Here is an 18,108-nt window from a genome sequence, read left to right as displayed (position 1 = left end):
TTCCTGCCTGTCCCACCTGGACACCCGAACAGTCCAGAATTGGGCCTCCAGCCCGCGGACAAAGGCGCCAAGACGGTGGAAGGGCCCCCCCGTTCGTTGTACACCCGCGCCCCAAGAGATCGGCCTCCGGGGCCGTGACCTGTAAGGACGCCCACGATGGAATTCCGCATCGCCGCCGACGAGCTGAAGAAGGCCCTCTACCGCGCCCAGGGCATCGTGGAGCGCAAGACGACGATGCCCATCCTCGCCAACGTGCTGCTCACGGCGAACAAGGGCAGCATCACGGTCACGGCCTTCGACCTGGACATCGGCATCGTGTCCGAGCACCCGGCGGACGTGTCCAAGCCGGGCGCCGTCACGCTGAGCGCGAAGTACGTCTTCGACATCGTGCAGAACCTCCCGGACGCGGAGGTCACGCTCAAGAAGCTGGCGAACAACTACGTCGACATCTCCTCCGGCTCCGCGCACTTCAAGATCGTCGGCATGGCCGCCGAGGAGTACCCGAAGCTGCCCAAGGAGGAGAACGCTCCCCTGGTGCAGATCTCCGGCAACGTGCTGCTGGAGATGATCAAGAAGACCCAGTTCGCCATCTCCAGCGACGAGACGCGCTACATCCTCAACGGCGTCTTCTTCGAGCCGCAGGCCAGCGGCAAGGTCCGCATGGTGGCCACGGACGGCCACCGCCTGTCGCTCATCGAGCGCGAGATGTCCGGCGACTTCAAGCTCAAGAGCGGCGTCATCATCCCGCGCAAGGGCCTGATGGAGCTCAAGCGCCTGCTGGACGAGGCCCCGGACGCGGAGTGCCACCTGGGGTTCGCGGAGAACTCGGCGCTGTTCAAGAAGCCGGGCCTCACCATGGTGATGCGCCTCATCGACGGGCAGTTCCCGGAGTACCAGCGCGTCATCCCCAAGGAGGGCGAGAAGGTCGTCCTCGTGCCCAAGGTGCGCCTGCTGGAGGGCCTCAAGCGCATCGCGCTGCTGTCCGCGGACAAGAGCAACGCCATCCGCATCGGCCTGGAGAAGGGCAAGCTGCTCATCACCGCCAGCAACCCGGACCTGGGTGAGGCGCGTGACGCCCTGGACGTGGACTACCAGGGCAACGACATCACCATCGGCTTCAACGCCCGTTACCTCATGGACGTCCTGGGAGTGACGGAGACGGACGAGGTCAGCTTCGAGCTGGGCGACGAGCACAGTCCGGGCGTGCTGCATGGCCCCGGCGACCGCAGCTTCACTGCCGTGGTCATGCCCATGCGCGTCTGAGCCGACACAGTCGTCCAACTTCCCACGTCGGCGGGACGTCACCGTTCCAAGTCCGACGCTCCGCGCCATGGGGAGGCCTGCGCCCGGCGCGGGGGGCCCTTATGATGAGGGCGTGGCCACCCGTCCAGACGACCTGAGAGCGCGGCTGGAGGACCGGGCGGACCTCCTGGAGGCCACGCGCCTGCGCTACCGCGCACTCAAGGGCGTGCTGGAGTCCTTCTTCTGGAAGGATCGGATCCGCAACCACTTCGAGCTGCTGCGCGAGGTGGCCGCCGACCAGCCGGAGGTGGACGCGACGCTGGCCGCGATGAGGCGCCGCGTGGAGGCGGAAGGCTGGCCACCCAACGCCGCCCCCGTCCGGTTGATGCACGAGGTGGAGCGCCTGCGAGAGGCGGTGGAGCGCGCGGCCGAGAAGCGGCTGTCCGCCAGTGCCTCCCCGGGTTCCGACGACGAAGACACCGCGGAGCAGGACGACGGCCCCACCACGCTGGGAGAGCGGCTGCTGCGCCTGGAGACGGAGGTGCTGGACGCGGCGCCATTCCTGGGCGGCCGCGTCTGGGCCCAGGCGGTGGAGCTGTTGCCGCGCAACCTGCCGGAGCTGCGCGCCGCATGCGCCGCGGGCGAGGTGTTCGAGCGAGTGTTCATGCGCCCGGTGACGGAAGGGGCGCCGGCCTTCTCCGACGATGAGGCGCGGGAGCTGGCCCGAGCGCTGCCGCTGGGCGCCGCCGCGCTGGTGGCGCTGTGGGAGCGGCTGGAGCGCTACGACAGCCGGGGACGGGTGAAGGACTTCCTCCAGCGGCGCATGCGGCGAGCACCGACGCGGGTGGCGCGCAGCGGGCCGGAGCTGCTGTTGCACGCGGCCTTCTGGCACGACGTGGCGCGGGTGCGGGTGCGCGCGGTGCTGGAGGCGGAGCTGGCGCCGGTGGTGCCGCGCGAAGCGGAACTGCCCACACTGCTGTCCTGGCGGGCCGCACTGTCGGAGGACCCGGCGCTGCGACTGTCCGCGCGGAGCGTCTTCACGGAAGGGCGCGCGGGGTTGGTGGAGACGGCGGCGGCGCTGGCGGCCCTGTCTCGCGAGCGGCCCCGGGGCGCGTGGAGTGAAGAGGTGGCGTGGTCGCGGCTGGAGCAGGCCGCGATGAGGGCGCGCGCGGAGGAGGGGACGGAGGCGGAGGCCCTGCGGGACGCCCTGCGCCTCTTCGTGATGCTGCGAGGCCAGGCACGCACACCCGCGCGGCTGTTCTCGCCGGAGCACGCGAAGCCCGCGGGGGGCGACGTGGCACGCAACGGGGACCTGGTGGCGCTGGTGCAGGCGGCGCGGCACGCGGCGCTGCGGCAGGGCAGCTGAAGACAGACACCGGTTTGAGGGGGGCGGAAGGCTTCTGTTAGGTTGGGTGGGCCCGTTTCCCTTTCTCTGTCGCAATCCCCGCCCATGACCCAGCCTGTTCCTCCGCCGTCCGATGACGCGGCGTCGCTCCAGTTCGACCGCGCCGAGTTCACCGAAGCCCCCTCGGCACCGAAGTGCTCCGTCTGTCAGCGCGCCATCAAGAGCGTGTATTTCGACCTGAACACGCGCCTGCTGTGTCCCGCGTGCCGCGAGGACGTGGAGGCGGCGATGACAGGCGGCTCGAAGGCGAAGCGCTTCCTGACGGCGTCGGTGTTTGGCTTTGGAGCGGCCATCGCGGGGGCGCTCCTCTACTGGGGGGTGGGACTGACGGGCTACAACATCGGCCTCATCGCCATCGCGGTGGGGTGGATGGTGGGGACCGCGGTGTTCAAGGGCTCGGAGTCGCGCGGCGGCTGGGTCTACCAGGTGTTGGCGGTGGGGCTGACGTACTTCGCGGTGGCGGCCTCGCTCGCGCCGGATGTCTACAAGGAGCTCACGACGCAGCCTCCGGCCGAGGTGGCCACCGACGCGCCGGCGGAGGAAACGGAGGCGGTCTCCCCCGCGGTCAACGTGGTCCTCGCGGGAGTGATTTCCGTGGCGGCGCCGGTGCTGGTCGGAATCAACAGCCCCCTCTCCGGGCTCATCTACGGCTTCGCGTTGTTCGAGGCGTGGCGCCGCACGAAGCGGACGGAGCTGAACATCGCGGGGCCGTTCAAGCTGGCGGAGGCGCCGGCCGAGGGTGAAGCCGCACCGGCGGAGCAGGAGCGGTCCGTTGGCTGAGGCGCTCGCGGTATCGCTCCTCACGCAGCGGTGTGAGGGGTGTGGTTCGGAGCTGGCGCCCCGGCTGCTCACGTGTCCGTCGTGCCGGAAGCTGGTCCATGGGAAGCGGCTGACGCAGCTGGCGGCGGATGCGCAGGCGGCGTCGCAGCGGGGCGCTCCGATGGAGGCGCTGGCGCTGTGGCGCGAGGCGCTGGAGTTGTTGCCGCCGGACGCGGCGCAGCACGCGCAGGTGACGGCGCGGGTGACGGCGCTGAGTCAGCAGGCGGATGCGCTGGGGTTGGCGGCGCCGCTGGCGGAGGCGGAGCGCAAGCGTTCGGGGATGCCGAAGGTGTTGGCCAGCATGGGCGCGGTGGGCCTGATGCTGTGGAAGTTCAAGTTCGTGCTGGCGCTGCTGTTGGGCAAGGGGAAGCTGCTGCTGCTCGGGCTCACGAAGGCGAGCACGCTGTTCTCCATGCTGTTCGCGGTGAGCGTGTACTGGACGGTTTGGGGTTGGCGCTTCGCGCTGGGGCTGGTGGCCTGCATCTACGTGCACGAGATGGGGCACGTGGCGTCGCTGCGCCGGCTGGGCATGAAGGCGGACGCGCCCATGTTCATCCCGGGCCTGGGGGCGTTCGTGCGCCTGAAGCAGGTGCCGGTGGATGAGCGCGAGGACGCGCGAGTGGGGCTCGCGGGGCCCATCTGGGGCACTGCGGCGGCGGTGGTGGTGATGGTGGCGGCGCTGCTGACGGGGTGGAAGGCGTTGGGCGCCATCGCGCACGCGGCGGCCTGGCTGAACCTGTTCAACCTGGTGCCGGTGTGGCAGTTGGACGGGTCACGAGGGTTCCGGGCCCTGGCGCGTCAGCAGCGGTGGATCGCGGTGGCCGCGTTGGGCGCGACGTGGTTCGCCACGGGAGAGAACCTGCTGTTGCTCATCGCCGGAGTGGCGGCGTTCCGGGCCCTGCTCACGCCCGCGTCGGAGACGGGAGACCGCCGCACGCTGGTCGAGTACTGCGTGTTGGTGGTGGGCCTGGGCGCGCTGGGCTGGGCCGCGCAGCATTGGACGGGAGCGATGGCGGCACTGTGATGAACGCGACGGCGAAGCTGTGTGCGGCCGTGGCGCTGCTCACGGCCTGCGCTGGCGGAAGCTCGCGGCGCTCCGCGCACGGTGACCTGGGCTTCGTCGACACGGAGACCGCCGCGAAGCTGCGTCATGCGGCCTGGGTCGCGGAGCAGGGCGCTTCTTCCACCACGGCTTCTGCCCTGGTCAAGGCCGCCCCGGTCATCATTGGCTTGATGCAACGGCATCACAGCGCGGATGAATTGGAAGAACGACTCGCGGAATGCGCCGTCCAGGCCGAGCGCCAGGGCAATGCGTGTTTCTTCCAGAACCGTCCTCCGACACGGCAGGAGTGCCGCGAGGTGGTGGGGCGCGACCGCTGCGGCAACCCCATCACCAGGGCCATGCAGCTCGGTAAACAGAAACATGTCCTGGTCCTCCAGTGCGCGGAGGAAGTGCTCAAGGAGCTATGGGCCGCGCCCTACAGCATCGAGCAGCGCTATCGCTACTATCCGAATGCCAAGTTCGTGGAGACGATCAGCCGGGAGAAGGAAGCGCGGATGCTCGCCGAGGGCTGCACCGATGAGCTCCGGGGCACGATCAAACCGGATCTCGTCCTCCACGCGGACCGCAACCTGCTCGAGTCCGCGCTCACCCTCGACTTCAAGTTCCCCTGCCCTGAGACCAACGAACCGCAGTGGACCGTCTATGGAGAGGGCAGTCCCTATAAGGGACAAACGCAGGAACTGGTTTATGAGGATGCGCTGGGTGGTGACGCCTTGCTCATTTCCCCCAAGAAAGGAGTTGTCGACAGGCCATGAGCGCGAACCTCCCCACCCTTCGTCTCCATTACAGGGATGGCGCGGTAGCGGCCCGCGACGGTGTCGTGGTCTCGTTCTTCATCCCCCATGACCACAGCATCGTGGCGCAGGCATGCTGGCGGGCCTTGCAGACCTACGTTCGAGCCATCCCACCCCAGTCGCTGAACTGGTACGGCGCGGACGATGGGGATGTCCTTGAACTGGATGAGGACGGATGGGAGGTCATTCGCAAGCGGATGGTGGATCGCCCCTCCCGCTTGGCCTGGCACGTCGGATTGTCCGACCTGGATGGGGGCACCGGGGGATACCAGTTCGAGTATCACAGCTACCGGATCCAACTCCCGCTCTGCGTTGGGTCCTCCACCGCGATGTCCTTCACGTTCCCGACCGAATTCCTTCTGGATCAGGGACCCCATCAGATGCGGGACCTGGTGTTGGAGTTGGCTCGGGAGCTGCCCTTCCATTTCGGCTACGCGAGCTTCGCTCTTGCCTCTCGAGAGGGCTCCTGGACCGGAGGGGACTGGAAGGTCCTGGAGAAATACTCCGCGCGCTATCTGGGTGTGGACCTGCCCGCTGTCGCTGGCCTCGGTTACGTTATCGGAACCCACGCCCTGGGCGCGCACTGGCTCACCTTCCTGGGCCCGCCGCTGCTGGACCGGATGGGAGGCACTGAAGCGCTGCGGCAGGCACTGCCGTTCCCGGAGGTCTCCCTCCTCCCCATGGAACAGGATCGCCTGCTGGTCACCCTGAGCGAATGGCCCGAGGCCATCGACATCGAGACGGAACCCGTTCCGCCCCAGTACCGCGCCCTGGCCTGCTTCCTGAAACCTTTCATGTACAAGTCGGACGACGCCGGGATCGGGAACTACCTGGACCACTGGCGGCGACGGCTCTGTCCCTGACGCTCCCGCCCCCACCAACCGAGCGTCACCCGCTGAATCCCGCGCCCCGCCGGCCGCCGCATCTGTAGTACGAAGGTCGGCCCCTTCACGGTGACGCTGTGCGCCTCCTCTCGCTCCAGGTCCAGGACTTCCGCAACCTCCCGGCGGTGCAGCTCGCACCCAGCCCCCACTCGACCATCGCCGTGGGCCAGAACGGGCAGGGGAAGACCAACCTCCTGGAGGCGCTCTACTTCCTCGCCACCCTCAAGCCCCTCCGCGCCGGACGCCTCTCCGAACTCGTGCGCTGGGGCTCCCAGGCCGCTCGCGTCACCGGCCGCTTCCTCCTCAAGGGCGCCGAGCGCGAAATCTCCGTCGAAGTCGGCGGCGGCACCCGCCAGGCCCTCGTGGACGGCAAGAAGGCCGCCAGCCTCGAGGACTACTTCGGCGGTGTCTCCGTCGTCGCCTTCACCCCTGATGACCTGGAGGTCATCAAGGGCGGCCCCGACTCCCGCCGCGCCTTCCTCGACCGCGCCGTCTTCAACCGCTTCCCCGCCTTCCTCAGGGAAAGCCGCGAGTACGCCCGCGCCCTCAAGAACCGCAACCGCCTGCTCCGTGACGGCGCCACCGTCGACGCCGCGTACCTCGACGCTTACGACGAGACCCTCGCCCGCGCGGGCGCACGCCTCTACGCCCGCCGCCGCTCGCTGATGGCCGAGCTCGCGCCCCGCGCCCAGGCCACCTTCGCGTCCATCGGCCGCACCGTGGACCCCGCCGTCTACGGCTACCACCCCGCGCACCTCGGCGCCGACTTCGCCCATGCCGACGAGGCCGCGCTCGCCTCCGCCCTGCGCGAAGCCCTCTCCGCGCGCCTGCGCCGTGACCTGGACCGCGGCTTCACCTCCGTGGGCCCTCACGTGGACGACGTGTCCGTGACGCTGGGCGGCCGCAGCGCTCGCGCCTACGCGAGCCAGGGCCAGCAGCGTGCTTTGGTGCTGGGGTGGAAGATCGCCGAGATTGAAAACCTGGAGGCCGCCATGGGCTTCCTCCCCCTGCTGCTGCTGGATGACGTCTCCAGCGAGCTGGACCCCGAGCGCAATGCCTATCTCATGGGCTACCTCGCCCGGAGCGGCGCGCAGGTCTTCCTCACCACCACCGACGCGGGGCTCGTCCGAGCCGCCGCCGCCAGTGACTCCCTCTGGCTCACCGTCCACGCGGGACAGGTGGCCACCGAGCCTCCGTCACAACCCTAGTGCACCCGCCGCCGGTGCCAGGGCCAGTGCACCGACCGGCGCTGATGGTGGGGCAATTCCTGCCGCGTCACGTGCCCGAAGTACTCGAAGCGGAACTCCGCCCAGAGCAGCCCGAACGCCACCGCGAACAGGAACACCGCCAGCGTCAGCCACCACACGGTGCCCGTCGCCAACGCGGCGATGAACAACACCCCCAGCGCCGCCGCCACCCCCAGCGACACGTCCCGCAGGCGCTTCGACTCGCTGAACGCCATCCCCATCGCCAGCATGGAGATCGCCAGGAGCGGCCACGCCAGCCAGTACGAAGTGCGCGCGTACAGGTTGGCAATCGACAGCAGGAACAACCCGAATCCGAATATCGCCAGTCCGCCGTCCATCGAATCCTCCTCGTGAGAATCCCCGGCTCCCGGCTGAACATGGGACCTGCTCATGCCCCCATGCACCCCGCCTCCCCCCGTCCGACCGGGGACACGGCGGGAGAGCGACCCCGGCCTCCCCTCCGGAATAGATGGCACCTGGCTCCGGTCTCCTTCGTGTCTCCACGAACGCCTGTGCCCCTGTCGCCCGGAGTCCATTCAGGGCGCCGGGCCCTCGGCGGGCGCGCGTCCGTGAGTCGACGTTCGCTCCGACGAAGTTCTTGCGGACCTGCCGGGCGTGCACCATGACCATGCCCGCCGTCCCACCGGGCGGACCCGGGACGAACGAAATGGTGCCATGTCGCGTTTGCTGCTGACGCTCGTGCTGTCCGCCCTCCTCGCGGGGTGCCACCGCGCGACGTTCGAGGATTCGGTGCTCCGGAAGTCCGACGTGAAGTACCGCGTCGGCCCGCTGTCCAACGACGTCTGGGAGCGCCGCGGCTTCGACGACAACGACCTGGCCTTCGTGGAGCGCGGCGACACCGGACGTGTCATCGCCACCAACTCCACGTGCCGGGACCATGACGACCCGTCCCTCCAGGTCCTCACGAAGCACCTGCTCATGGGCTTCACCGAGCGCCAGGACCTGGGCCAGCGCACCTTCACCCTGGACGACCGCGAGGCCCTGCGAAGCCGCTACGTCGCGAAGCTCGACGGCGTGCCCGTGTCCCTGGAGCTCGTGGTGGTGAAGAAGGACAACTGCGTCTTCGACTTCAGCTACGTCGCCCCCGTGGGCGCCGCCGACGCGCGCATGGCGGACTTCGAAAGCCTCTTCCAGGGCTTCCGCGCGGAGCGCCAGCGATGATGCCCGAGGGGAAGCTCTTCTCCGGCGGCACCAGCCTCAAGGAGCGCCTGCGCGAGCGCATGGAGTCCCTGGGCGCCCTGTCCGTCATGACGGGCCAGGTGTTCAGCCGCGCCGTGCGCCCGCCCTACGACTGGGCCGGCCTCGTCTTCCACACCGAATCCCTGGGCGTGCGCTCGCTGCCCATCGCGCTGCTCACCGCGACGTTCGCCGGGCTCGTCATCTCGCTCCAGTTCGGCTACTTCCTCGCGCGCTTCGGCGTGCAGTACACCGTGGGCCGCGTGGTCATCCTCACGCTGTTCCGAGAGCTGGCCCCCGTGCTCACCGCCCTCACCGTGGGCGCGCGCATCGGGTCCGGCATCGCCGCGGAACTGGGCTCCATGACCGTGACGGAGCAGGTGGATGCCATCCGCGCGCTGGGCGCGGATCCGTTGCGCAAGCTGGTGGTTCCGCGCGTGTTCGCGTGCCTCATCGTGATGCCGGTGCTCACCGTGTTCTCGGATGTGGTGGGCCTGGTGGGCGGCGCGCTGGTGGTGCGGTCCCAGTACGGCATCTCCCTGGACCAGTTCTTCCAGGGCGCGCTGGACGCGGTGCTGATGGGCGACTTCGTCTCCGGCGTCATCAAGGGCGCCGTGTTCGGGCTCATCATCGGCCTGGTCGGCTGCTTCAAGGGGCTGGCGGTGGAGGGCGGCACGGAGGGCGTGGGCCGCGCCACCACGCAGACGGTGGCCATCACCTCCGTCACCGTGTGCCTGGCGGACTTCTTCATCACGAAAATCACGCTCTACTTCTGAAGCCTCCCGCACCATGCGCAAGGCCCGCCACCACCACCACCGCGACCCCGCCGTCCCGTTCAGCTTCCGCAAGCCCACGCCGGGCGAGGAGCTCATCCGCTTCGACGGACTCATCAAGCAGTTCGGCGCCAAGCGCGTCTACGACGGCGTGGACCTGGACGTGCGCGCCGGCGAGACGCTGGTGGTGCTGGGCGGCTCCGGCGTGGGCAAGAGCGTGCTGCTCAAGTGCCTCATCGGCCTGCTGCACCCGGACGGTGGCAGCATCCTCTTCGAAGGCTACGACCTGGCGAAGTTCTCCGAGGAGCAGTTCCTGGAGGTCCGCAAGCACGTGGCCATGGTGTTCCAGGGCGCGGCGCTGTTCGACTCGCTCAGCGTGGCGGACAACGTGGCGTACCCGCTGCGTGAACACTTCCCCACCATGTCCCGCGCGGAAATCCAGAAGCGGGTGGCGGAGAAGCTGGAGCTGGTGGACCTGCCCAACACGGAGAAGCTGATGCCGTCGGACTTGTCCGGCGGCATGCGCAAGCGCGTGGGCCTGGCGCGCGCCATCGCCACGGACCCGGAGGTCATCCTCTGGGACGAGCCCACGACGGGCCTGGATCCCGTCACCACGCAGACCATCAACGAGTTGATTGATTCGATGAAGCAGCGCCTGGGCGCCACTTCCATTGTCGTCACGCACGACATGGTGAGCGCCTTCGTGCTGGCGGACCGGATGGCCATGCTGGCCAACCGGAAGATCGTCCAGGTAGGCACCCCGGAGGAGATGCGCCGCTCCCAGGTGCCGGAGGTGCGCGCCTTCATCGACGCGCGCCGCCTGGAGTTGAACCCCCGGGGAACACCATGAGTCTCTTCACGTCGACCTCGAAGGAGAAACGCCTAGCCGTGCGAGCAGGCCTCTTCGTCGCCGTTGGCCTTGCCGTGGCAGGCGTCGTCGTCTTCTTCATCGGCCGCGAGTCCAACCTCTTCCAGCGCCAGGTCATCTTCCACACCTACTTCCCGAGCGTGGACGGCCTGAGCGACCAGTCCCCCGTGTGGATTGGCGGTCTGAAGGTGGGCCGCGTGAACAGCGTGTCCTTCTCCCAGGACCTGAAGGACAGCCGCCTGCAGGTGGAGCTCCAGGTGGCCAGCGCCTACGCCAGCCGCATCCGCGCGGACTCCGTGGCCCGCCTCACCAGCATGGGCGTCCTGGGCGACAAGGCGGTGGACATCTCCCTGGGCAGCGCGGACAAGCCCGCCGTGGAGCCCGGCGGCGTCATCCAGTCCAGCAGCGGCGGGGACCTGTCCAGTCTCATGTCCAGCGCCAGCCGCGTGATGGAGAACTCCGTCGAAATCAGCGAATCCCTCAAGGACGCCGTGAAGGCCTACTCGAACCCGGACCTGTCGCGGGACCTGGCCCGGAGCGTCGCCTCGCTGCGCAAAATCATGGAGGAGGTGGAGAAGGGCAACGGCGCCCTGCACGCGCTCATCTACGACCCGCGCACGGGCCAGGAGGTGAACACGCTGCTCGCCAACGCGTCCGGCGCCGCGAAGCGCATGGACGGCGCCCTGGGCCACGTGGAGGCCATCCTGTCGGAGGTGCGCCGCGGCGACGGCACCGCGCACGCGCTCATCTACGGCCAGGACGGCGCGGTGGCCATGCGGGAGCTGGGCGCGGCCGCCGGCCAGCTCGCGGGCCTGCTGGAGGACGCGAAGAAGAGCCCCAACGGCGCCGTGCACCAGCTCATCTACGGCGACGCCAAGGGCATGTTCGCGGACCTGGGCAGCGCCGCCGCGGACATCAAGACCATCACCGCCACCGTGGCCAAGGGCGACGGCACCCTGGGCGCGCTCGTCAACGACCCCACCGTCTACGACGACCTGCGCGAGGTGCTGGGCAACGTGAAGCGCAACCGCATCCTCCGCGCCCTGGTGCGCTTCTCCGTGAGCAACCGCGAGTCCCTGGACCAGGTGGGAGCCCCCCAGACGGCGCCCACCCCGCTCACGCCCGCCCCGGACGCGGGTGACGCTCCCGCGCCGACGCCCTGAGCTACTGTTTGAGCACATACTGCTTTACAATATTTCCAGGACTGTCCGTGGATTGACTCTGGAGTCACTAAAATCGTATTCCTGCTCCCCCCTACTTTTCGAGGAGTTGGGAAACCATGCTTCGTCACGTCGCGCAGCGCAGTGGCCGTATCGCGGTGGTCGTTGGCACCCTGATGTCCCTGGTGGGCTGTAACAACAATGCCCCGACCACCGAGGAGCAGACTCCCGCTCCCGCGGAGGAGACCACCAACGCGCAGGCCATCCCGCACCGTGGTTGTGCGACCGTTGAGCCGTCGGCTGACGAGAAGCTGGAGATCGAGGCGGCGATCGCGGGCCGCGTGTCGGCCAAGCGCGCGGTGGGCTCGGTGAACGTGCCCGTCTACTTCCACGTCATCCGCAAGGGCACGGGCGTCGCCAACGGCGACGTTCCGGACTCGCAGATCACCGCGCAGATGAACGTGCTGAACGCGGCGTACGCGAACACTCCGTTCAAGTTCACGCTGGCCGGCACGGACCGCACGACCAACACGTCCTGGTTCGCCCTGGCGCAGGGCAGCACCAACGAGAAGAACATGAAGAACACCCTGCGCAAGGGTGGCAAGGAGTCGCTGAACATCTACACGGCGAACCTCAGCGGCGGCCTGCTGGGCTGGGCGACCTTCCCCTCCAGCTACACGTCCCAGCCGAAGATGGACGGCGTGGTCATGCTCTACAGCAGCGTCCCCGGCGGCACGGCGTCCCCCTACAACCTGGGCGACACGGGCACGCACGAAGTCGGCCACTGGGTGGGCCTGTACCACACGTTCCAGGGCGGCTGCTCCGCCTCGGGTGACTCCGTCAGCGACACGCCTCCGGAGGCCTCGCCCGCGTACGGCTGCCCCGCCGGCCGTGACACCTGCTCCGGTGGCGGCGCGGACCCCATCTACAACTTCATGGACTACACCGACGACAGCTGCATGAACCAGTTCACCGCCGGCCAGAGCGCCCGCGCGGACAGCCTGACCGCGACGTACCGCTAGAAATAAACAGCGCGGCTGTGGCCGATGTGACGACGCCGGGGTCTCCGTTCAGGGGGCTCCGGCGTTTTCCATTTTCGGGTTGAAACACAGACTCGCCGCGTCCCGGCCCGGACGCGATGTCTGTTTCATCCGTGCGCCGGTGTTTCACTCATTCGCGAGGAGTTGGAGACACATGCTTCGTTACGTCGCGCAGCGCGGTGGTCGTGTCGCGGTGGTCCTTGGCACCCTGATGTCCCTGGCGGGTTGCAGCAGCAACGCCCCGGCCCCCGAGGAGCAGGCCCCGGCGGAGGAGTCCGCCACCCAGCAGGCCGTCCCGCACCGTGGCTGCGCGACCATCGAGCCGTCCGCCGACGAGAAGCTGGAGATTGAAGCGGCGCTGGCGAACCGCGGCGTGCACGCGAAGCGCGCGGTGGGCTCGGTGAACGTGCCCGTGTACTTCCACGTCATCAACAAGGGCACGGGCCTCGCCAACGGCGACGTTCCGGACTCGCAGATCACCTCGCAGATGAACGTGTTGAACGCGGCGTACGCCAACACCCCGTTCACGTTCACGCTGGCCGGCACGGACCGCACCACGAACACCCAGTGGTTCGCGCTGGGTTCGGGCTCCTCCGCGGAGAAGAAGATGAAGCAGGCCCTGCGCAAGGGCGGCCCGGAGTCGCTGAACATCTACACCGCCAACCTCAAGGGCGGCCTGCTGGGCTGGGCGACCTTCCCCTCCAGCTACAGCAGCCAGCCGAAGATGGACGGCGTGGTCATGCTGTACAGCAGCGTCCCGGGCGGCACCGCGGCCCCGTACAACGAGGGCGACACGGCCACGCACGAGGTCGGCCACTGGCTGGGCCTGTACCACACGTTCCAGGGCGGCTGCGCCAACCCGGGTGACTCCGTCAGCGACACGCCTCCGGAGGCCTCGGCCGCGTTTGGCTGCCCCGTCAACCGCGACACCTGCGCGGGCGGCGGCGTGGACCCCATCTACAACTTCATGGACTACACGGACGACAACTGCATGAACCAGTTCACCGCTGGCCAGGTGACCCGCGCGGACAGCCTGACCGCGACGTACCGCTAGTCCATCCCTTCGCTTCCTGAAGTCCATGACGCCGGAGTCCCCACCGCGGGGGCTCCGGCGTCTGTGTTTCCATCGTGGACAAGCCGGGCCCGCGCTGGCCACAGTGGGGGACCGCCCTTCGGCTGTCCGGAGGGGGCCTTCAGGAGGAGTGGCGCCGTGAGAGACCTGTTGATGATCCCCGGGCCGGTGGACGTGGACGCGGACGTGTTGCAGGCGATGTCCGGGCCGGTGCCCGGGCACCTGGACGCGGGCTTCATCGCCACCTTCGGCCGGGCCCTGAAGCGCCTGCGCGAGGTGTCGCTCGCCCCCGGCGCGCAGCCCTTCGTCGTCTCCGGCAGCGGCACGCTGGCCATGGAGCTCGCCGTGGCCAACCTCATCGAGCCCGGCGACCGCGCGCTGGTGGTGAACACCGGCTACTTCAGCGACCGCATGGCCCACATCCTGGAGCGTCACGGCGCGAAGGTGACGCACGTGCGCGCGGCCAGCGTGGGCAGCGCCCCGGAGGTGGCGCAGGTGGAGGCGGAGCTGCGGAGCGGCGGCTTCAAGCTGATGACCGTCACGCACGTGGACACCTCCACCGCGGTGCTCGCGCCCGTGGAGCCGCTGGTGAAGGCCGCGCGCCAGTACGGCGTCCTGGCCGTGGTGGACGGCGTGTGCGCCACCGCCGGCGAGGCCTTCCAGCAGGACGCGTGGGGCGCGGACGTGTACCTCACCGCCAGCCAGAAGGCGGTGGGCGTGCCGCCGGGCCTGGCGCTCCTCACGGTGAGTCCTCGCGCGCTCGCCGCGTGGAAGGCGCGCAAGGCGCCCGTCGCCAGCGTGTACGCGGACTGGGCGGAGTGGCTTCCGGTGATGGAGGCCTACGAAGCCGGCAAGCCCGCCTATTTCGCCACCCCGCCCACGTCCCTGGTCTGCGCGCTGGACGTCAGCCTGGGACAGATCCTGGCGGAGGGCATGGAGGCCCGCTTCGAGCGCCACCGCCGCATGGCCCGCGCCTTCCGCGCCGCCTGGAGCGCGCTGGGCCTGCGGCTCGTGCCCACCTCGGAGGCCGTGGCCGCCAACACCCTGAGCGCCGTGTACTACCCGGACGGCGTGGACGCGACGCTCGTGGGCCGCGTGAAGGCGCAGGGCGTGGCCATCGCCGGCGGCCTCCACCCGGAAATCAAGACGCGCTACTTCCGCGTGGGCCACATGAACCGCGTCAGCGCCGGGGACGTGCTCGTCACCGTGGGCGCCATCGAGCGCGCCCTCCACGCCGCCGGCCACCGCGCGTTCGCCCCCGGGACCGCCGTCGCGGCCGCACAGAGCGCCCTCTCCGGGTAGGACTCGGAGCGTGGTGCCCAGCCCTCACTGCTTTCTCAGGGTTCGAGAGAACCCGTCTGCACTTCCATTAGATTTGTGTAAGCTGGCAGATAATGACAGGTACTTCCTGGGTTCCAGGGATTTCTTGTCGTTTTGATGGAATTGTGTGATTTAGCTGCAAGGTGTGGGCGGGGCGTGGGCCCCGGCATCTGTGAGGGGGAAGGGCTGCGCTGGCGGGTGGACCCACGAAGCGGGGGGGCCGATTCCAGCGCCTGAAGTGGAAGTGGAGGTCGGTATGGATCGCGGACCGGTGGAAGGTTCGACGAAGGCGGCGGGCTGGGTGCAGGAGCCCGCGGCGTGGCACCTGGTGGAGCGGTGCCTGGCCGCGACCCCGGAAGACGGGGCGCGCGGGATGTTCTTCCAGGGCGTGGTGGGCGTGGTGAACTTCCTCCAGGGCGAAGAGGCCGGAGCGAAGTGCCTCGCGGCGTCCGGGCTGAGGGAGCTGAACGCCGAGGAGCTGTACCCGGTGGCGCGCTTCCTGGAGATGTCCGCCGAGGCGACGCGAATCCTGCGCCCCCAGCTGGGCGACTGGGAGCAGGCGCTGCGGTACATCGGGACGCAGGCCACGGTGGACTTCCTGGCCTCCATGTTCGGCCGGGACCTGATGCAGGCCGCCGCAGGCAACCCCTGGCGGATGCTCCAGCACATGGCCGAGGGCTACCGCGTCGCGGTGAGCTACGGCGAGCGCAGCGTCCTCTGGACGGGCGACCACAGCGCCCGCTTCGTGATGCGCCGGGACTTCATGCCCGCGCCGTACCACGAGGGCGTGCTCCAGGCCGCCCTGGAGGCCGTGGGCGCCCAGGACATCCAGGTGCACGGGCGGCAGCTGTCGCTGCTGGATACCGAGTACGACGTTTCCTGGTAATCCAGGGCTGTTGCGCCCCCGTGGCGTGGGTTCCTGACGCGGGACGTTCACCAGCCAGCGCTCGGTGTTGAACGTCCGCGATTTCTCCCGCTGGCGTGACAGGGAGGGCCACTAGCATGTGGTGAAAGAGGCCCACACCCCACGGGAGGAGCAACGCGAATGGATGCAGCACGAGGCTCCCGGCCGCAGGGGCGATGTCGGGCCCCGGGGCTGATGGGCGGGGCCCGGGCATGACGCCCTTCCGGCTGTTGCTCGTGGAGGACAGCGTCAACGACGCGGCGCTGGTGACGGCGGAGCTGGAGCAGGCGGGCTACCTGCCCACGGCCCGGCGCGTGGAGACGCTGGATGCGCTGCGAGACGCGCTGGCCACCGGGCCGTGGGACCTGGTGCTGTGCGACTACCGGCTGCCGCGCTTCAGCGCGCTGGACGTGCTGTCGCTCCTGCACTCGCAGGGGGGGGACGTGCCCCTCATCGTCCTGTCCAGCCAGCTGAGCGAGGACCAGGCCGTCACGCTGATGAAGGCGGGCGCGCGCGACTGCTTCTCCAAGGACCGGATGGCCCGGCTGGGCCCGGCGGTGGCGCGCGAACTGGAAGAGACGCGCGTACGCCGGGAGCGCACGCGAGCGGAGGTGGACCGGGACATCCTGGCCAAGGCCAGCGAGCTGCTCACCGGCTCCCTGGAGCAGGCGGCGCGGTTGGATCAGCTGGTGCAGCTGATGGTGCCCCGGGTGGCGGACTGGTGCGCCTTCTTCCTCCAGGACCCGAACCAGGGCGGCCTGCGGCTGGTGGCGCTGGCGCACCCGGACGCGGAGCGGCGCGCCCATGCCTGGAAGCTGGACCAGCGCTTCCCGCTGGACCCCCAGTCCGCCGCGGGCCCCGCGTACGTGCTGCGCACCGGTCAGCCGGAGTTCATGCCGGACGTGCGCAAGCGCTCGGAGCCCATCACCCGGGATGTGGCGCACCAGCGCGCCATCGACGGGCTGGGGCTGCGCTCGGTGGTGAACGTGGCCCTGCCCGGCAACGATGGCCGGCTGGGCGTGCTGTCCATGGGCACGCTGGGCGAGCGCACGCTCGCGCCGGTGGACCTGTCGCTGGCGCAGGAGCTGGCGCGCAGGACGGGGCTGGTGCTGGAGAACGCACGGCTCTTCCAGGAGGCCCGTGAAGCGGTGCGCCTGCGCGACGAGTTCCTCACCGTGGCCGCGCACGAGCTGCGCACGCCGCTCACCACGCTGCGGCTGCAGCTGGGCACGCTCTTGCAACGCACGGAAGCGCACCACCTGGAGCCGGAAGTGGTGACGCGCCTGGAGCGCAGCGTGCGTCAGGTGCGCCGGCTGGGCACGCTGGTGGAGGGCCTGCTGGACGTGTCGCAGCTGTCCAGCGGCGAGCTGTCGCTGATGCCCGAGCGCTTCGACCTGGAGGAGCTGGTCTCCGAAGTGCTGGACCGCTACCAGGCGGAGGCCCGCGCGGCCGGGTGCGAACTGCGCCAGTCGACCCGTCGAGGACTCTGGGGAACGTGGGACCGGCTCCGGGTGGACCAGGCCGTGGGGGCGTTGATCTCCAACGCGCTCAAGTTCGGTCCGGGACGGCCCGTGGAGGTGGACGTGGGGCGGGAAGGGGGCTTCGCGCGCATCCAGGTGCGTGACCGGGGCATCGGCGTGCCCGTGGACCAGGTGGAGCGCATCTTCGAGCGCTTCGGCCGCGCGGTCAGCTCGCATTCGTATGGAGGCCTGGGCCTGGGGCTCTACCTGGCCCGCCGCGCCGCGGAGGCGCATGGTGGACGGGCCTGGGCGGAGTCCGCCTCGGGAGAGGGTGCTCGCTTCACGCTGGAGCTGCCGCTGGAGAAGGAGACGCGCGAGTGAGTCGGCCGGTGTTGGTGGTGGATGACGACACGGACCTGCGGGAGGCGCTGGAGGAGGTCCTGCGCGACGCGGGCTACACCGTGTTCGGTGCTGGCAACGGCCTGCAGGCGCTGGAGGTGCTCCGCCGGGAGCCGGTGCCGCCGTCCCTGGTCCTGCTGGACATGATGATGCCGGTGATGGACGGCGCGACCTTCGGCCGGCAGATGCGCCAGGTGGAGGCGTGGAACGGCATCCCCGTGCTCGTCTTCTCCGCCTCCGCCAACGCGCGCCAGGTCGCGGAGGAGATGGGCGCCTGCGGCTACCTGCGCAAGCCGGTGGACGTGGAGACGCTCCTCAAGGCCGTGGCGGCCAACAAGGCCCCCGAAGCTCCCTGACACCCAGGGTGTGTCTTCTCCCGCGCGCAGCCATGCTCGCGTGCGTTGACGCCACGCGCGAGCCCCTGGTAAGTGCGTCCTTAACACTTCCCAGCGAGGCCTGTC

Annotated in this window: 18 protein-coding genes; 17 read left to right on the top strand and 1 reads right to left on the bottom strand. The window is 69.5% G+C overall.

Features of this window, described 5'->3' with window-relative positions; genetic code table 11:
- Positions 1-156 precede the first annotated feature (156 nt).
- The 7 genes from dnaN (at position 157) to recF (ending at position 7,415) form a co-directional block, all read left to right on the top strand.
- Positions 157-1,263 (top strand): DNA polymerase III subunit beta, encoded by a 1,107-nt coding sequence (gene dnaN, locus GTZ93_RS38665; RefSeq protein WP_120577937.1) that lies wholly within the window; start codon positions 157-159, stop codon positions 1,261-1,263.
- Between the two features lie 112 nt (positions 1,264-1,375).
- Complete coding sequence (locus GTZ93_RS38660; protein ID WP_257979419.1) at positions 1,376-2,608, top strand: hypothetical protein; 1,233 nt, start codon at positions 1,376-1,378, stop codon at positions 2,606-2,608.
- Positions 2,609-2,692: 84 nt separating this feature from the next.
- Positions 2,693-3,427: a hypothetical protein gene (locus tag GTZ93_RS38655; RefSeq protein WP_139921647.1), complete on the top strand. Its 735-nt coding sequence runs from the start codon at positions 2,693-2,695 to the stop codon at positions 3,425-3,427.
- Complete coding sequence (locus GTZ93_RS38650; RefSeq protein WP_139921649.1) at positions 3,420-4,490, top strand: site-2 protease family protein; 1,071 nt, start codon at positions 3,420-3,422, stop codon at positions 4,488-4,490. Before GTZ93_RS38655 ends, GTZ93_RS38650 begins: the two co-directional genes overlap by 8 nt.
- Positions 4,490-5,284, top strand: coding sequence for a hypothetical protein (locus GTZ93_RS38645; protein WP_139921651.1), 795 nt, complete (start codon positions 4,490-4,492; stop codon positions 5,282-5,284). Before GTZ93_RS38650 ends, GTZ93_RS38645 begins: the two co-directional genes overlap by 1 nt.
- On the top strand, positions 5,281-6,186 hold the full coding sequence (locus GTZ93_RS38640) for a type VI immunity family protein (protein WP_139921653.1): 906 nt from the start codon (positions 5,281-5,283) through the stop codon (positions 6,184-6,186). The genes GTZ93_RS38645 and GTZ93_RS38640 overlap by 4 nt, the downstream gene beginning before the upstream one ends.
- Positions 6,187-6,284: 98 nt before the next feature.
- Positions 6,285-7,415, top strand: coding sequence for a DNA replication/repair protein RecF (gene recF, locus GTZ93_RS38635; protein ID WP_120577953.1), 1,131 nt, complete (start codon positions 6,285-6,287; stop codon positions 7,413-7,415).
- Here the strand turns inward: recF and GTZ93_RS38630 are convergent.
- On the bottom strand, positions 7,412-7,792 hold the full coding sequence (locus GTZ93_RS38630; RefSeq protein ID WP_128800001.1) for a hypothetical protein: 381 nt from the start codon (positions 7,790-7,792) through the stop codon (positions 7,412-7,414). The genes recF and GTZ93_RS38630 overlap by 4 nt on opposite strands.
- Before the next feature lie 337 nt (positions 7,793-8,129).
- Between GTZ93_RS38630 and GTZ93_RS38625 the strand changes: the two genes are divergently transcribed.
- From GTZ93_RS38625 to GTZ93_RS38580, 10 genes are all read left to right on the top strand, one after another.
- Positions 8,130-8,636: a hypothetical protein gene (locus GTZ93_RS38625; RefSeq protein WP_120577955.1), complete on the top strand. Its 507-nt coding sequence runs from the start codon at positions 8,130-8,132 to the stop codon at positions 8,634-8,636.
- Positions 8,633-9,427 carry an MlaE family ABC transporter permease gene (locus GTZ93_RS38620; protein WP_121752549.1) on the top strand — a complete coding sequence of 265 codons (795 nt, stop codon included), beginning with the start codon at positions 8,633-8,635 and terminating at the stop codon, positions 9,425-9,427. The genes GTZ93_RS38625 and GTZ93_RS38620 overlap by 4 nt, the downstream gene beginning before the upstream one ends.
- A 13-nt stretch (positions 9,428-9,440) precedes the next feature.
- Positions 9,441-10,274 carry an ABC transporter ATP-binding protein gene (locus GTZ93_RS38615; RefSeq protein ID WP_139923895.1) on the top strand — a complete coding sequence of 278 codons (834 nt, stop codon included), beginning with the start codon at positions 9,441-9,443 and terminating at the stop codon, positions 10,272-10,274.
- Positions 10,271-11,455 carry an MlaD family protein gene (locus tag GTZ93_RS38610; protein WP_161663312.1) on the top strand — a complete coding sequence of 395 codons (1,185 nt, stop codon included), beginning with the start codon at positions 10,271-10,273 and terminating at the stop codon, positions 11,453-11,455. Before GTZ93_RS38615 ends, GTZ93_RS38610 begins: the two co-directional genes overlap by 4 nt.
- Before the next feature lie 116 nt (positions 11,456-11,571).
- The gene (locus GTZ93_RS38605) at positions 11,572-12,474 is read left to right on the top strand and encodes a zinc metalloprotease (protein ID WP_120579780.1); all 903 of its coding nucleotides are present in this window, start codon (positions 11,572-11,574) and stop codon (positions 12,472-12,474) included.
- Positions 12,475-12,646: 172 nt separating this feature from the next.
- Positions 12,647-13,546 (top strand): zinc metalloprotease, encoded by a 900-nt coding sequence (locus tag GTZ93_RS38600; RefSeq protein WP_139923866.1) that lies wholly within the window; start codon positions 12,647-12,649, stop codon positions 13,544-13,546.
- 156 nt (positions 13,547-13,702) lie between these two features.
- Entirely contained in the window at positions 13,703-14,866 is a 1,164-nt protein-coding gene (locus tag GTZ93_RS38595) for a pyridoxal-phosphate-dependent aminotransferase family protein (RefSeq protein ID WP_139923864.1), read from the top strand.
- A 274-nt stretch (positions 14,867-15,140) separates the two neighbouring features.
- Entirely contained in the window at positions 15,141-15,770 is a 630-nt protein-coding gene (locus tag GTZ93_RS38590) for a DUF2378 family protein (RefSeq protein ID WP_139920238.1), read from the top strand.
- A 230-nt stretch (positions 15,771-16,000) separates the two neighbouring features.
- Entirely contained in the window at positions 16,001-17,629 is a 1,629-nt protein-coding gene (locus GTZ93_RS38585) for a sensor histidine kinase (RefSeq protein WP_261779014.1), read from the top strand.
- On the top strand, positions 17,626-18,003 hold the full coding sequence (locus GTZ93_RS38580; RefSeq protein WP_139920235.1) for a response regulator: 378 nt from the start codon (positions 17,626-17,628) through the stop codon (positions 18,001-18,003). Before GTZ93_RS38585 ends, GTZ93_RS38580 begins: the two co-directional genes overlap by 4 nt.
- Positions 18,004-18,108 lie beyond the last annotated feature (105 nt).

The sequence above is a fragment of the Corallococcus exiguus genome (assembly GCF_009909105.1).
Taxonomy (GTDB): domain Bacteria; phylum Myxococcota; class Myxococcia; order Myxococcales; family Myxococcaceae; genus Corallococcus; species Corallococcus exiguus.
The sequence above is the reverse complement of the archived record's forward strand: the minus strand, read 5'-3'. Positions and strand labels throughout refer to the sequence as shown.

What these genes read in the sequence shown, in the direction of transcription:
- GTZ93_RS38630 (WP_128800001.1), bottom strand. Translation starts at nt 7,792, where the DNA reads ATGGACGGCGGACTGGCGATATTCGGATTCGGGTTGTTCCTGCTGTCG.
- GTZ93_RS38640 (WP_139921653.1), top strand. Translation starts at nt 5,281, where the DNA reads ATGAGCGCGAACCTCCCCACCCTTCGTCTCCATTACAGGGATGGCGCG.
- GTZ93_RS38590 (WP_139920238.1), top strand. Translation starts at nt 15,141, where the DNA reads ATGGATCGCGGACCGGTGGAAGGTTCGACGAAGGCGGCGGGCTGGGTG.
- GTZ93_RS38610 (WP_161663312.1), top strand. Translation starts at nt 10,271, where the DNA reads ATGAGTCTCTTCACGTCGACCTCGAAGGAGAAACGCCTAGCCGTGCGA.
- GTZ93_RS38615 (WP_139923895.1), top strand. Translation starts at nt 9,441, where the DNA reads ATGCGCAAGGCCCGCCACCACCACCACCGCGACCCCGCCGTCCCGTTC.
- GTZ93_RS38585 (WP_261779014.1), top strand. Translation starts at nt 16,001, where the DNA reads ATGACGCCCTTCCGGCTGTTGCTCGTGGAGGACAGCGTCAACGACGCG.
- GTZ93_RS38605 (WP_120579780.1), top strand. Translation starts at nt 11,572, where the DNA reads ATGCTTCGTCACGTCGCGCAGCGCAGTGGCCGTATCGCGGTGGTCGTT.
- dnaN (WP_120577937.1), top strand. Translation starts at nt 157, where the DNA reads ATGGAATTCCGCATCGCCGCCGACGAGCTGAAGAAGGCCCTCTACCGC.
- GTZ93_RS38655 (WP_139921647.1), top strand. Translation starts at nt 2,693, where the DNA reads ATGACCCAGCCTGTTCCTCCGCCGTCCGATGACGCGGCGTCGCTCCAG.
- GTZ93_RS38645 (WP_139921651.1), top strand. Translation starts at nt 4,490, where the DNA reads ATGAACGCGACGGCGAAGCTGTGTGCGGCCGTGGCGCTGCTCACGGCC.
- GTZ93_RS38600 (WP_139923866.1), top strand. Translation starts at nt 12,647, where the DNA reads ATGCTTCGTTACGTCGCGCAGCGCGGTGGTCGTGTCGCGGTGGTCCTT.
- GTZ93_RS38620 (WP_121752549.1), top strand. Translation starts at nt 8,633, where the DNA reads ATGATGCCCGAGGGGAAGCTCTTCTCCGGCGGCACCAGCCTCAAGGAG.
- GTZ93_RS38625 (WP_120577955.1), top strand. Translation starts at nt 8,130, where the DNA reads ATGTCGCGTTTGCTGCTGACGCTCGTGCTGTCCGCCCTCCTCGCGGGG.